Annotated in this window: 12 protein-coding genes; 2 read left to right on the top strand and 10 right to left on the bottom strand. The window is 68.4% G+C overall.

The genetic code is table 11. The features are described 5' to 3' along the window. Positions 1 to 74: 74 nt before the first annotated feature. The 8 genes from C8E87_RS03945 to C8E87_RS03910 form a co-directional block, all read right to left on the bottom strand. Entirely contained in the window at positions 75 to 1,712 is a 1,638-nt protein-coding gene (locus tag C8E87_RS03945; RefSeq protein WP_133871823.1) for a fucose isomerase, read from the bottom strand. Next, positions 1,709 to 3,145 (bottom strand): FGGY-family carbohydrate kinase, encoded by a 1,437-nt coding sequence (locus C8E87_RS03940; RefSeq protein WP_133871822.1) that lies wholly within the window; start codon positions 3,143 to 3,145, stop codon positions 1,709 to 1,711. Before C8E87_RS03940 ends, C8E87_RS03945 begins: the two co-directional genes overlap by 4 nt. Then, positions 3,142 to 4,113, bottom strand: a complete 972-nt coding sequence (locus tag C8E87_RS03935) for a LacI family DNA-binding transcriptional regulator (protein ID WP_133871821.1) — start codon at positions 4,111 to 4,113, stop codon at positions 3,142 to 3,144. The genes C8E87_RS03940 and C8E87_RS03935 overlap by 4 nt, the downstream gene beginning before the upstream one ends. A gap of 31 nt (positions 4,114 to 4,144) precedes the next feature. Next, positions 4,145 to 4,882 (bottom strand): hypothetical protein, encoded by a 738-nt coding sequence (locus C8E87_RS03930; protein ID WP_133871820.1) that lies wholly within the window; start codon positions 4,880 to 4,882, stop codon positions 4,145 to 4,147. A gap of 8 nt (positions 4,883 to 4,890) precedes the next feature. After that, positions 4,891 to 5,718: a carbohydrate ABC transporter permease gene (locus C8E87_RS03925; RefSeq protein WP_166661071.1), complete on the bottom strand. Its 828-nt coding sequence runs from the start codon at positions 5,716 to 5,718 to the stop codon at positions 4,891 to 4,893. Further along, positions 5,715 to 6,644 carry a carbohydrate ABC transporter permease gene (locus C8E87_RS03920; RefSeq protein ID WP_166661070.1) on the bottom strand — a complete coding sequence of 310 codons (930 nt, stop codon included), beginning with the start codon at positions 6,642 to 6,644 and terminating at the stop codon, positions 5,715 to 5,717. Before C8E87_RS03920 ends, C8E87_RS03925 begins: the two co-directional genes overlap by 4 nt. Positions 6,645 to 6,657: 13 nt before the next feature. Further along, entirely contained in the window at positions 6,658 to 7,977 is a 1,320-nt protein-coding gene (locus C8E87_RS03915) for an ABC transporter substrate-binding protein (RefSeq protein ID WP_133871817.1), read from the bottom strand. 150 nt (positions 7,978 to 8,127) lie between these two features. Then, positions 8,128 to 9,090, bottom strand: coding sequence for a LacI family DNA-binding transcriptional regulator (locus tag C8E87_RS03910; RefSeq protein ID WP_133871816.1), 963 nt, complete (start codon positions 9,088 to 9,090; stop codon positions 8,128 to 8,130). A gap of 76 nt (positions 9,091 to 9,166) precedes the next feature. On the opposite strand from C8E87_RS03910, the gene C8E87_RS03905 reads away from it, so the two are divergent. After that, positions 9,167 to 11,506 carry a GH116 family glycosyl hydrolase gene (locus C8E87_RS03905; RefSeq protein WP_133871815.1) on the top strand — a complete coding sequence of 780 codons (2,340 nt, stop codon included), beginning with the start codon at positions 9,167 to 9,169 and terminating at the stop codon, positions 11,504 to 11,506. 570 nt (positions 11,507 to 12,076) lie between these two features. Continuing rightward, positions 12,077 to 12,463, top strand: coding sequence for a hypothetical protein (locus C8E87_RS03895; RefSeq protein ID WP_133871813.1), 387 nt, complete (start codon positions 12,077 to 12,079; stop codon positions 12,461 to 12,463). Between the two features lie 655 nt (positions 12,464 to 13,118). Here the strand turns inward: C8E87_RS03895 and C8E87_RS43480 are convergent. After that, entirely contained in the window at positions 13,119 to 13,292 is a 174-nt protein-coding gene (locus C8E87_RS43480) for a hypothetical protein (RefSeq protein ID WP_166661069.1), read from the bottom strand. Between the two features lie 93 nt (positions 13,293 to 13,385). Further along, on the bottom strand, positions 13,386 to 14,318 hold the full coding sequence (locus tag C8E87_RS03890; RefSeq protein ID WP_133871812.1) for an esterase-like activity of phytase family protein: 933 nt from the start codon (positions 14,316 to 14,318) through the stop codon (positions 13,386 to 13,388). Between the last annotated feature and the right edge of the window lie 71 nt (positions 14,319 to 14,389).

Below are 14,389 nucleotides of genomic sequence, written 5' to 3'. Positions count from 1 at the left end.
GCCGCCCGGACAGAACGCTAGGATTCACAGATTTCGATGATCGACACCGCGACGAGCAATAGATGAGCAGTTCGTCAGCAGGTTGCGTCTCCACAGAGATAGACCTGAACACCGAGCGCCGACAGCAGGGCGGCCTTGGCCGCGAGGGCCTTGTCGGCCGTCCCGGCGTCCGGGGCGTACGCGACGTTGAGGTGGTTGGCCTTGTGGCGGGCCATGAACTGGTCGCGGGTCACGCCGTGCAGCACGGCGTGCATGATCGGCCAGGCCGGGGTGGTGGCCTGCGAGCGGCGCTCCGACTCCTCGGTCGGCAGGGCGACCGCGGTGGCCCGGCCCAGATCGGCGTGTAAGGCGTTGCCCTGCACGAAGATCCGGCTCCAGACGACCTCGCCCGGCTTGCTGATGCCCTTGATGGTCGAGCCGCCCAGCGGGAAATAGACCGGGTCCTGCCGCCGGCCGACCGCCTCGGCGTAGCCGGTCGCGAAGTGCGACGGGGGCACCGAACCGCTGATCTCCCACACCCAGACGAACTCGCCGTCGTACTCCTCGCCCCAGCGCACATCGTGCAGCGTGGTCGCCGGGTCGAGGCCCATCGCGGTCCACAGCCGGTTGGTGACCAGCGCGTCGACGGCCACGCCCTCGTCGGCCTCGTTGAAGTGCGGCAGCGGCCGCCCCTCCCACAGCACCCGGGTGCCGTCGCGCGAGGTGACCGGCGGGCGGTCGGCGTTGTTGAGCAGCCCCTCGGCCAGATCCGAGGCGGGGGAGAGATCCTTGAGGCCCTGCTGGTACTGGATCCCCACGGCGTCCAGGCCGTAGTCGTCGCTGATCCGCAGCGCGGCGATGTACATCTTGTACTGCCAGCGAAGTTGCGCCTCGGTCAGTTCGGTGGCCTCGTCCGTACCCAATTCGAACTTCATGCCCTTGGCGGCCAGCCATGCCCCGACCGCGTCGGCCTCGGCGTCGGGCACCCGCTGCATCTCGGCCCAGAGCGCGCTCTGCGACAGGCGCTCCTTGTAGATGCCGAGCGGGTTCATCAGCTCGTCGTCGATGATCGCGTTGTACATGCCCATGCAGCCCTCGTCGAACACGCCGATGATGGCCTTGTCGGCCAGCAGTTGCGCGGCCAAGGCCTGGCCCAGCTCGGTCTCCGCGGTGTCCGCTTGTTCGCCGAGGGGCCGGACATGCGACGTGTCGTGAACGATCGAACCGGTGGAGACCCAGCTGCGCAGGCCGGCCTTGAACCACTCGTCGGTGAAGTCGACCGACCAGATCGTCGAGTAGCCGACGCCCATCTTGGCCAGGCCCGCGTTGACACCGAGCAGGCCCACCAAACCCGGCCAGTCACCGGCGAAGTTGGCCACCGTGAGAATCGGGCCCTGGTGCGTGCGCAATCCCGCCAGCACATGATGGCTGTACTGCCACACGGCTTCGGCCACGATCAGGGGCGCCTCGGGCGGGATCGACTTGAACACCTCGAGGCCCAGGCGCTGACTGTCGATGAAGCCGTGGCCCTTGTTCTCGTCGTACGGGTGGGCCCGGCGCACGGTCCAGCCGAACTCGGCCAGCGCGGCCGTGACGGCGGCCTCCATCCGTTGCTGGACCGGCCAGCCGGCCCGGTTGGCCGCGGGGCGCAGGTCGCCGCTGGCGATGAGGTAGGCGGTGGTCGGCTCGGCGGCGGGCCGGGACGGCGCGGCCGGGAGGGTGTAGGTGCTCACGGGGTCCTCCGTTGGCGGTTGGCGAGCGAGTGGGTGATGCTGCGGGTGGCGGGGTAGAGGTCGTGATAGAGCGCGTAGAGCTCGTCGTATCCCGGCCTGTTTCTCGGGTCGGGCTCGACGATCTCGGCGGCGGGGTTCCAGGCGTTGATGTCTTGGTCGCCGGCGGCCAGGAACGCGGCGCCGTAGGCCGCGCCGATCGTCACGCGCGGGACGACCTGGGCCAGGCCGGTGACGTCGGAGACGACGCGGGTCCACAGGCCACCGCGGGTGCCGCCGCCGACGGCGACGACCCGGTCGATGTCGGCCCCCGCCGCCTGCAAGGCTTCGATGTTGTGGCGGACGCCGAGGGCGGTCGCTTCCAGGGCGGCCCGGTAGAGGTCGCCGCGGGTGTGCTCGAGGGTCAGGCCGGCGATGACGCCGCGGGCGTCCGGGTCCATCACGGGCGTACGTTCCCCGGCGAAATACGGCAGCATCAGCAGCCCGCGAGCACCCGGACCGGACGCGTCGGCCTCTCTGGTGAGTTGCTCGTACGAGGTCTGGGTGGTTTTGCTCAGCCAAGCCGTGATGGCGCCCGAGGTGGCCATGCCGCCGGCCAGGTTGCGGGTGCCCGGGAAGGCGCCGACCGTGCCCCACATGGCCGGGGTGGTGAGCGGGCGGTCGACCGTGGCGATGAGGAACATCGTGGTGCCGTACATCAGCATCAGATCGCCCGGGTTCTGGGCGCCGACGCTGACCGCCTCGGTCCAGGCGTCGATCGTGCCGGTGATGACGGGGGTGCCCGGCGGAATGCCCGCGATCGCCTCTCCGGTCAGGCCGGCCACGTCGCCGGGCCAGGCGAGCGGGGGCAGTTCCAGGCCGGGCGCGATCCTCTCGGCCCAGGGGCGGTACCAGTCGAGTGCGTGCGTGTCGAACAGCGGCGTGCACTGGCTGGCCGAGTGGTAGTCGAGCGTGTAGGCGCCGGTGAGCTGATGGACCAGCCACGAGGCCGGCATGAAGAGCCTCTGGCCCACCTGCTCGTGCTCCGCGAGCCACAGCAGTTTCGGGCCGACTGCCTGCGTCGAGAGAACCGAGCCACAGCGGTCGAGGATCTCGTCGCCGAATTCCTCGGTGAGCGCCTCGATCTGGGCCGTGGCGCGGGTGTCCACGCCGTACAGGATGGCGGGTCGCAGCGGCCTGCCTTTGCTGTCCGTGATCAGGACACAGGGGCCCATGCCGCTGACCCCGACCGCCTTTACCGTGACGCCTGCGGTGAGTTCCTTGGCGAGGGAGAGGAACTCGGTCCACCAGACGGCGGCGTCCATCTCGACGTATCCCGGCCGCGGCCGGTCGACCTCGTGCTCGCGCACGGCTTTCCGGACGACGACGCCGTCGCTGTCGACGAGCACGCCCTTGCTGCTCGAGGTGCCGATGTCGACACCGAGAAAGAGGCTCATTTCTGCTCCATCGCGCGCAGGACAACGGTTTTGGCGGGGCTGGTGTCGCCGCCGATGCGCTCCAGCAGCAGGGTGGCCGCGGCCTCACCGAGCGCGCGGGCCGGGACGTCGACGACCCGGATGCCGCGTCGCCCGAACGACGCGAACGGCAGATCGCCGAAGACGGCCAGGCCGAAGCCCGGGGTGTCGAGCCCGGCATCGTGCAAGGCGTCGAGGGCGCCCGCGGCCATCAGGTTGTTGGCGACGACGGCCGCGTCGGGCGGATCGGGCAGCCGCAGCAGCTCGGCCATGGCCTGCCGGCCGCCTTCGACCCGGTAGTCGGCGTACCGCAACAGGTCGTCGAGATAGGCCGAGCCGGTGTGCCGGGTCGCGGCCTGCCGCCAGCCGGCCATGCGCAGCTGCGCGGTCTCGACCGAGACCGGCCCGGTGATGCAGGCGACCCGCGAGTAACCGGCTGCGAACAACGATTCCGCGGCCGAGCGGCCACCCGCCCGGTTGTCCACGGTGACCGCGTCGACGTCGGCCCGGGCCAGGCTGCGGTCGACGGCGACCACCGGCCTGCGCTGCGAGACCAGGCGGCCCACGTCGCTGGCGTCGTCGGCCGGGGCCAGGATGACGCCGGCCATGTGCTCGGCCACGGCGATGTCGAGGTAGGTGGCCTCACGGTCGGGATCCTCGTCGGTGTTGCACAGCACGACCGAGTAGCCGGCGGCGCTGGCCCGGTTCTCGACGCCGCGGGCGAGCGCGGTGAAGAACGGGTTCTCGATGTCGGGAATGATCAACCCGATCACGGCCGAGCGCCGCCCCCGCAACCGGCTGGCGGTCCGGTTGGGGGTGAAGGCCAGGGCTTCGGCCGCGGCCCGCACGAGACGCTCGGACTCGGCGGATACTCTGGCGCCGTTGAGAACGCGGCTGACAGTAGAGGTGGAGACGCCGGCCCGGGCCGCCACCTCGTAGATCGTCACCACGCGCGGCTCGGCCGGTCGCTGTGTGGCCCGCTCATGCCGATACACCGTTTCGCCGGACGTCGCTGGGTTGTCCACAGTTCGCGCCCGTCCACAGGGCGGCCGTCGAAGATCCGGAAACTTCGCCAGAATTGGTCGTGGACGGGGGCCCCCAAGGGAGGGCGGGGTCTGGAGGCGGCACAGCGACCTGCCGAGCGTCGATCTCGGCCAGCAGGTTGGCTGTCTGGCGGGCGGCCAGTGTCAGCAGCAGCGGGGCCGCGACCAAGGCCAGCACGCCGGCGGAAGCCACCGCGGCGAATCCGGCCAGCACGGTCAGGGCTGTCGACGTCAAGGCCCATGAGGGGCGGTACGCGGCGAGGATCGCCCCGCCGCGTACCGCAGCCAGGCCACGCTTGCCCCGAACCGCACCGTAGGCGAGCGCATAGGGCCCGACGATCACGACAGCCGCGGCCGGCACGACGCCCCAGGGGGCGATCAGCGCCAGGCCGGCGACCGACAACAACAGCGCCAGCACCGGGTCGATCCGGCGCAGGGCACTCGACGACGCTTGGTCACCCCGGGCGATCGGTGCGGCGAACGAGGCCACGGCGGTCAGGGCCAAAGTCAGCGGAAGGAGGGCGACCGCGGACATCCAGCCGGGCGCGGCCGACACGAGGGCGGCGGCCAGGGGCGCGGAAGCCGCCAGAACGAGGGCGCCGGCGGTCAGCGTACGGGGAAGCTCGTGCCAGAACGCCGTTGCGCCCGACCACGTCTCTCTTACCAGCACATCCATGACAGGCCCTAGAGCTTCAGACCGCTGGACGCGATCGACTGCACGATGTAGCGCTGCGCGGCCAGGAACACGATGAGCACGGGCACGATCGCCATGGCGATGCCGGCCGCGATGGTGCCCAGCGAGCCGGTGGAGAACCGGCCGGCCAGCAGCACCAGGCCCACCGGCAGGGTTTGCCGCTCGGTGTCGCTGATCATGACCAGCGGCAGCAGCAGGTCGTTCCACCAGTAGGTGAAGCACAGGATGCCCAGGGTGGCGATCGACGGGCCGGACAGGGGCAGGATGACCCGGGCGAACGTCCGGAAGTGGCCGGCGCCGTCGAGCTTGGCCGCCTCCTCCAGTTCGTAGGGCAGCGCCAGGAAGTGCTGGCGCAGCAGGAAGATGCCGAACCCGCTGAAGATGCCGGGCAGGATCAGCGACCACAGCGTGTTGGTCAGCCCGAGCTTGGACATGACCAGGAACAGCGGCACGATCGTCACCTGGATCGGGATCATGAGCGAGCCCACGACCACCGCGAACAACACGCCCTTGCCGCGGAAACGCAGGCGGGCGAAGGCGTATGCGGCCGTGGCGCAGGTGACGATCTGGGCCGCCGTCACCGTGGCCGACACGACGATCGAGTTCGCGAAGAACCGGAAGTACGGCACCTGGTCGGTGACCTGGCCGAAGTTGTCCGCGGTCAGGTTGGCCGGGTCGAAGGTCGGCGGCAGCTTGTAGAGCTCCGCGTCCGAGGCCGAGAACGCGCCTCGGAAGATCCACAGGAACGGTGCGGTGATGGCGAGGGCGGCGAGCGCGAGGATCGCGAACGTGGCCACCCGGCTGAGGATGCGGCTCACTCGTAGAACGTCCATCTGCGCGAGAAACGGAACTGGATGGCGGTCAGCACGATCAGGACGAGCATGAACGTGATGCCGATGGCGCTCGCGTAGCCGAGGTCGAAGTCGCCGAACGCCCGGTCGTACAGGTATTCCACGATCGTGCGGCTGGCGTCGCCCGGGCCGCCCTGGGTCAGCACCCGGGGCTCGGCGAAGATCTGGAACGAGTTGATGGTGTTGATGACGACCAGGAAGAAGATGGTCGGCGAGAGCAGCGGGAAGGTGACCCGCCAGAACCGGGTCCAGGCGTTGGCCCCGTCCACGATCGCCGCCTCCTTGAGCTGGTGGGGGATCGCCTGCAGGCCGGCGATGTAGACCAGGATCGAGAAGCCGATCGTCTTCCACGAGTTCACGATGATGATCGAGATCGGCGCCCAGACGGACGAGCCGAGCCAATCGATCCGGTCCACGCCGAGCGTGCCGAGCAGGTAGTTGACCAGCCCGAGGTCTTTGTTGAGCAGGAACCGCCAGATCAGCGCGACGGCGGCCGCCGAGATCACGAACGGGAACAGGAACGACAGGCGGAACACCCCGCGCAGCCACCTCGGCATGCGGGTCTCGAGCAGAACGGCGAGCAACAGCCCAAGCACGACGTTGACCGCGAGGATGGCGAGCGCCATGTACACAGTCGATCCGTAGACGCGCAACAAGCGCTCATCCGTGAACAGGCGCTCGAAGTTGGCGAGGCCGACGAAGGTGCCGTCGCTCAACAGGTTCCAGTCGTAGAAACTCAGATACAGCACGCCGGCCGCCGGGGCCAGCACGAATATGACGAAGGTGACGATCGAGGGGGACAGGAACGCGAAGGCCGCGAGCCCGTCCTTGCGCGCCGGTCGCTGGGGGGAGGCCCCCCGGCCCGGAGCCGGGGGAGCCTGACGTTCGGTCATGAGCACGGCCATCTCAGCAGGTGACAATGCTGCTCAGTTCACCCTGCATGGCCTTGAGTCCGCCGGCGACACTCGTCTCGCCGGCGAAGATCAGCTGAAGGTGACGCAGGACGGTCGACTCGAAGGCGCTGTACTTGGCCGGGGCCGGGTACGGCACGAGCGTCGGGAACTTGTCGATGCTGTCGTAGAAGAGGTCGGAGTTCGCGGGCGGAACGCCGACCTTCGAGATGGTCTGGGCGAGGGAACGCCGCGACGGGATCGAGTCGCCGGGCTTCTCGGGTGTGCCCACGTACTGCTTCTCGATCTCCTCGCTGACCGTGAACTTCTGGTACTCCCAGGCCAGGTCGGGGTTCTTGGACGACTTGAGGATCGGGTAGCCGGCGCCGCCGAACACGGTCTTGTAGGTGTCGCCCTTCGGGTAGAGCTGGATGTCGAACGACTTGAAGCCGGCCGGCAGGAACGTGCCGATCGGCCAGCGACCGGCGCCGAACATGGCCACCTGGCCGTTCTGGAAGCGGGTGAACACGTCGCTCATCGGCATCGGGGCGGGCGAGACGCCGTCGGTGATGAGCTGGCGCAGGAACGACACGGCCTTGTTCACCTGCGGGGTGTCGGCCGTCGCGGCGCACACGTCGTCGCTGGTCAGGTTGCCCCCGGCGTTGGCCACCCAGGGCATGATGCCGGGGAAGATCTCGTTGCTGGCCCAGGTGAAGCCGTACCTGTCGGTCTTGCCGTCCTTGTTGGTGTCGGCGGTCAGCTTCTTGGCCGTGGCCTGGAAGTCGGCCCACGTCCAGTCGGCCTTGGGCGGTTCGACGCCCGCCTTCTTGAACACGTCGGTGTTGTAGTAGACGACCATGTTGTTCCAGCCGTACGTGAGCGTCACGACGTCGTTCTTGACCGTGAAACCGTCGATCAGGCCCTGCGCGATGTCGCCGGTGATCGCCTTGGCGCCGGCGTCCTTCTCGAGGTACTCGTTGATCGGCCGGACGAGGTTGTTCGCGTGCACGAACTGCGCGCCCTCACCCGAGATGACCATCAGGTCGGGCCGCTTGCCCGAGGCGATCAGCGTCGCCACGTTCGCGTAGTAGGTGCCCCAGTTCTCCCCGGTGACGGGCGTCAGGGTCACGGTCGTGCCGCTGTTGGCGGCCATGAACGCGTCGGCCGTGGCCTTGTTTCCGGTCTCGGCGGCCGGCCCGTAGTTCCAGTAGACGACCTCGAGCGACTTGTCACCCCCGGCCGCGCTGGAGTCGTCGTTCGAACAGGCCGTGATGGTGGAGACCGCGAGCGCGGCGACCGCGCCTACCGTCGCGAGTTTTCGTAACGAGGTGTTCATGAGCCTGCGTCCCTCTCGAATTGGGAGCGGAATAGAGGCGGTGCGGTGCGCCACAGTGAAGTCCAAGAAATCGATTTCGTCAAGGTCCCGTGCTCGGCTTCCGCAGAGGCGGGCTGAACTGCGAACTTCAGCCTGGGATCGATTGCAGCATCAGGCCAGTTCGGCGCGTAACACCACAGTTCGGGGCGGCTGGGCATCGCCGCCGATGCGCTCGAGCAGCATCGTCGCGGCGGTCGTGCCGAGGTGCCGCGCAGGCAGCCTGACCTGCACGACTGCCGGTGGCGTGAGGAACATGAAGGGCAGCTCGCCGACCACGGCCAGGCCGAACCGGGCCGGGTCGACCCCGGCCTCGACGATGGCCTGCAGGGCGCCCACGCCCATCAGGTTGTTCGTCGTGAGCACCGCCTCGGGCGGCTCGGGCAGGGCCAGGAGCTGCTGCATCGCCGCATAGCCGCCGTCGGCGCGGAAGTTCGCGTGCCGCAGGTAGCCCTCCGGCATGGCGGCCCGCCGCGCCGTCATCACCTGCCGCCAGCCCAGGAACCTGTCCTCGGTCGACTCGATGCCGACCGGCCCGGCGATGCAGGCGATCCGCCGGTGACCGGCGTCGAACAGGGCCGTCGTGGCCGCGATGCTGGCCGCCCGGTTGTCCACCTTGACCGCGTCGACCGGGTACGGCGTGGTGCGGTCGACGGCCACCACGGGGCTGCCCAGCGAGGCGATGGCGCCCAGGTCGGCCTCGTCCGAGGCCGGGGCCAGGATCACGCCGGCCATCTGCTCGGACGCGGCGATCTGCAGGTAGCGCAGCTCTTTGCCGGGGTCGTCGTCGGTGTTGCAGAGCACGATCGAGAAGCCCGCCTCCTGGGCCCGGTCCTCGACGCCGCGGGCCAGCGCGGTGAAGAACGGATTCTCGATGTCGGGGATGAGCAGGGCGACCACCTCGGAGCTCTGCTTGCGCAGGCGGCGGGCGGTCTTGTTGGGCGTGAAGGCCAGCTTGGCGGCGGCCTCGCGGACCGCCCGCTGCTTCTCGGGCGACACCGTGTTGCCGTTGAAGACGCGCGAGACGGTCGCGGGTGAGACGCCGGCGAGCGCCGCAACCTCGTAGATCGTGGCCATGGGGTCACCCTAGTTGACAGTCCGTGAGCTTCGATCTACCTTCGCTGAAATCGATTTCACAACCCGGAGGTTCTGGATGCGGTTCACCGGAGACGCGCGGCGCGCGGTGGCGTTCCCGCTCGGCGGGCTCGGCACCGGGCAGGTGGCGCTCTGCGGGGACGGTGCGCTGCGGCAGTGGCAACTGCTCGGGGTGCCCAACCACGACGCGCTGTTGCCGGACAGCTTCTTCGCGTTGCGCGTTTCGTCGCTCGAACCGCCGGCCGACGTCGTCCGCCTGCTGCAGTCGACGCCACCTTCGTACACCCCGGCCCCGAACGTCTCGGACGGCGTCTACCCGGAGACCGAGCTGCGCTGGCCACTCGTCGAGGACACGACGTTCGAAGCCGCCTATCCGTTCGCGACGGTCCGCTACCACGACTCGGCCCTGCCGGTGGCGGTCACGCTCGAGGCCCACACGCCGTTCGTGCCGCTCGACGCCGACGCCAGCTCGCTGCCGCTGATCCGGTTCCGGTTCACGATCCGCAACGACAGCACCGAGTTCCGGCACGGCTTCCTGCTCGCCGCCCTGCAGAACGCGGCCGGGTGGGACGGTGTGACCCCAATCGACGGCACCCGCGGCGCGGGCTACGGCGGCAACGTCAACCGGCTGCTGCACCGGCCCGGTCAGAGTGGCGTGCTCATGGACCATCCGGGGCTGGCCGAGGACGACCCGTCGGCCGGCGAGATGCTGCTCTGGACCGACGCGCCGGCCGCCGTGCTGCCGCGGGCGCACGACGCGGATGCGGTGCTGCGCTGGGCCGAGACGCTGCGGCTGGTGGCACCGACCCAGCTCGGCGACTTCTCGCCGGCCGCCCTGCGCGCGGCGTTGCGCGACGGTGCCTCGCCGATGCGCGCGCCGGTCGGGCCGAGCCCGGCCGGGCACACGTGGGACGCCGGGCTCGCGGCCGCGTTCGCGCTCGCACCGGGGGAGTCGGCAACGATCGACATCGTGTACGCGTGGTGGTTCCCCAACCGGTACGCCGACTTCGACCGGTTCGGGCCGCAGCAGCAGTACGGGCCGACACGTTTCTGGGTCGGCAACCACTATGCGACGCGCTTCGGCGGAGCGCTCGACGTTCTCGATCGCTATCGGCGTGATCGCGCAGAACTCGACACCTCGTCGCGCGGCTGGGCCGACGCGGTGGCGACGAGCGACCTGCCGGAACCGTTGCGCGACACGATCGCGGCGCAACCTTCCCTCGTACGATCCCCGAGCATCTTCCGCACGGCCGACGGCCGCACGTTCGCGTTCGAAGGAGCGCTCGGCGCCTCGACGCGCAACTGGAACGGCGACGCGGGCGGCTCCTGCCCGCTCAACTGCAACCACGTGCTCAATTACGAGCAGGCGTTGTCCCGGCTGTTCCCGTCGATCGGCCGCGACATGCGCGAAAACGAGTTCCTCGTGCAGGCCGCGGACGGTTCGATCCCGCACCGGGTGGTGCTGCCGCTCTACCTGCCGCAGCTGACCGGGGTGGCGATCGGCGGACCGGCCAAGCCGGCGCTGGACGGGATGCTCGGCGCGGTGCTCAAGACGTATCGTTCGGTGCTCGACGGGGCCGGAACGGACTGGCTGCGCGAACAATGGCCGTCACTTTCCTCGCTCATGACGTACATCTCCGGCGAGTGGGACCGCGCCGGCGACGGTGTGCTGCGCGGCGAGCAACCGGTCACCTATGACATCGCGCTGCACGGTCCGAACATGTTCGTCGGCGGGCTCTGGCTGGCGGCGTTGCGGGCGATGGCGGCCATGGCGGCCCTGCTGTCCGAGCCGGATCCGTTCACGGCGACGTTCGAAAAGGCCTCCGTGGCGTACGACGAGTTGCTGTGGAACGGCGAGTTCTATGCGCAGCCGAACACCGGCGAGGCCTACGACTTCGGCGCGGGGTGCCTCTCCGACCAACTGCTCGGTCAATGGTGGGCGCACGAGCTGCGCCTCGGCCATCTGCTGCCGGCTCCGCGCGTACGGCAGGCCCTTCGCTCGATCGTCCGGTACAACCTGCGGACGGGATTCGAGCCGCACGGCTACCGGTCCTTCGCCGACGGCGACGAGACGGGACTGGTTGTGTGCAGCTGGCCGCACGGCGGACGCCCCGCGGTACCGCTGCGCTATTGCGACGAGGTCTGGACCGGCGTCGAGTACCAGGTGGCCGCCCACTGCTTCTACGAGGGCCTGGACGACGAGGGCCTGGCCATCGTCCGCGGCGTGCGCGCCCGCTACGACGGCACCCGCCGCAACCCCTTCAACGAGATCGAATGCGGCGACCATTACGTACGGGCCATGGCCGGCTGGTCCCTGCTGACCGCCTGGACGTCGGGTGACCGCAGCGGCCGCTTCCCGCACGTCTCCGGAACCTCATGGGGTTCGGTCGCCCGGTGACGCTGAGGTCCGCTGCTCGCCAGCGGTGCCGCCCGCTGCCGGGTCTGGACCCTGCTCGGCGTTCGCTGCCTCTGCGACGCCCTGGCAGTTAACTGCAGTTACTGTAAGTACAGTTACACAGGGTCGTGGAAAGCCGCCCGAAATCTTCGATCGTGATGCCGAATGGACCGAACTGGTTCGGTACGCGCAATTGCCGCAGCGTGGGGCCACTCTCGGCGTCGTGTCCGGCCTGTACCGTGCCAAAACCCTAAACATTGTCGTGAGCTCGGAACAGGCTCGGTCCGAATAGGCGGTATTGCCGTCCGGTGGCGTGAACAAGAACTGATGCGATGGCAAACGTATCGCGCGCCTAATAATTCAAAGTCCGGACGAATCTCACTATTGCTTCACGGGACAGCTTCTGGTTGCCATCATGATAAGGCCCCGCGGTCGTAATGTCGTGGAGGACGGTACGGATGTTGGGTGAATGGAGCGCACGCGAGCACCGCAGAACTGTGATTTCTCCTGGCTCGCATCCTGCGTACCACGACATGGCGGTCGAAATGTATGTCTATCGAAAGAAGGGTCGAGATGAACTTGAAGAGGAGTGTCCAAGCGGCAGTCATGACGATGGTCGTGGTCCTGGGGGGACTGGGAATTTCGTCGCCCGCCTTCGCTGCGAGAGGCGATGTTGACCAGCTCTTTGTCGACTTCGAGCCCCCGGTGCCGGACAGGAGTTTCACAGCCGGAGTCTACAACTGGAACAAGCAGATCGTACTCGTGGTACAAGGACCGGGTCGGGGCTGGGTCCAATTTCGACTGTTCGGCAGTGCCGATGTCGTCAGGCAGGTCGATGTCCCGGCGAACAGCACTGGTAGCTTCGGCTTCAACCGGGGGATTCAAACTTACCGTGTCTGCGGGGATGCGGGACCGTTGGTCGGCGGCACCTGCAAGCCTTGGAGGTTCATGGACGAGTAAGGCTCCGGCTGCGGCCTCCGGGTCGTGATGATCAAGCGGGATTCTTTCTGACCTGCGGTTACATACGGTCGCTGTCCATGGACGTCAAGCAGCCACCGCCGATCCAGAAGTTCGTAAGGACCGGCGGTGGCTGCCGCCAGCACATCAGATGCCCGACAGTCGCTTGAGCTGTTCGGCGAGTTCGGGCCCGATTTGATGCCTCATCTTCGAACGTTGCGGTGTAGCCCATCCGCCCTGAGCCTGTTCGGCAGGCTGTCTCTTCTGCTGTTGTGGCAGGTGGCGATGCTGGCCGGACCCCCTTCAGCCTGACCGACCTGTTCGAGTTGTCAACCAGGTCTGGTAGTGGTTGTCGCTGGGCCGGATCCGGTCGAAGCTGGGTCGGGCGGCTTGGGCTGGTGTCGAAGGCGCCGGCCCTGCCATAGTCGCCCCGATGGTGATCCCTCTCAGCCGCACTGATGACACTTCTCATCTCCATCGCTTGCTTGCCGCCGCGCAGCGCCGCGAACACTTCGGGTCGTCGACCGCGCTGAGGGATCGGAGGGCGTAGTTCGCGGTGATGTCTGGCGACCGGACGTAGCCGTACAGCCGGTTGAAGGTCGTGCTCTGGCGCCGCCGAGGGCGTATCCGGGGGCTGCCGCGGTGGTCGACGACCCGCTCATCGGCGCCAGCCCGTACCCCGTGTGGTCCCCACGATGACCTGCGACCAGCGGGCGGCGCCGGTCAGCAAGTTTGTAGGTGGAGCACTCAGTGCCCTAGCCGGAATCTGCGGGCAGTCGACCGAGCCGTCCACCTCGTCGGCCGGCAGGAAGAAGGCGATCAGTGAGGTCATGTCCAGCACGACGGACCTCGAGTCGGAGGTTCACTGGCAACGGATTCTGTGCCAGTCGTCCCGGCCGAGCGGGCCACTCGGCCGGGACGTTGTTCAGGACCGCTCGGGCAGCTGGACGCGAAGCCGGTACATCCGGGTGATCTGCTTCTCGCTGGCGTTGTCGTCGGTGGCGAGCAGGACCCGCATCTCGCCGTCCGGGCCACCGTCGGTGACCACCATGGCCTCGATGTTGCCCAGCAGCGGGTTGACCTGTGGCTGCTTGCTGACCGCGCCGGAATCGGGCAGGTCCACCAGGTCCAGCAGGAGTTGCTTGGCGAGGACGGGCGAGTCCGCGTCGAGGTGCTCGACGGCGCTCACGTCGGCCGCGCCCTTCAGGTCGGCCAGGTGAAGCTGCACCTGGTTGCCGGTGCTGTCGAAGCCCCGCTCGATCACCAGGAGCCGGCCGTCGCCGGTCGCCGCGATGTCGGAGACCATCAGGCCGGGTTCGATCCGGTACGCGTACTGGGCGCCGGGCTTGAAGTCGTCATCGGGGTCGCTGCGCTCCCAACTCTGGAACCGCGCGATGCCGTCCTCATCGCCCAGCAGCGAGTTCTCCATCGAGGCGAGCAGAGTCCGCTCGTCCAGCAGGGTCATACCCTCGAACGACTCGTTGAGCTTCGCCCGACCCAGCGGCGTCACCCGGAACTGCGCGGGCATCGGCAGGGCGCCGACGAGCTTGCCGGCCCGGTCGTAGCGGAAGATCTCCGGTCGCTCGGTCACGACCAGGATGGTGTCGTTGTCGAAGACGATGGCCTCGCCGTCGAGGGGGTGCCGCAGCTCGTCCTTAAACCTGACGATCTCGACCGGGTCAAGGCTCTCGGGATCGAGGTAGTACATCACGGAACGGTCCGACAGCGCGGCGATCCGGCCGTCGTGGTCCTTACCCAGACCGGAGAAGTTGCCGACGAACTCCCCTTCGAAATTCGTCTTGTCCAGGTGGTCGGTAAAGCCCTCCAGCGTTACGCGACCCGATTCCGAAAATGTCATTCGACTGCCTCTCTCGTGGAACCAGGGAGTGGTTCTGCTGTCCACGACGGACAGTTCGAAGGAGGGTTCAG

The organism is Paractinoplanes brasiliensis (assembly GCF_004362215.1).
Lineage (GTDB): Bacteria > Actinomycetota > Actinomycetes > Mycobacteriales > Micromonosporaceae > Actinoplanes > Actinoplanes brasiliensis.
Note: the sequence above shows the minus strand (reverse complement) of the source record. Positions and strands in the feature narration are given on the sequence as shown.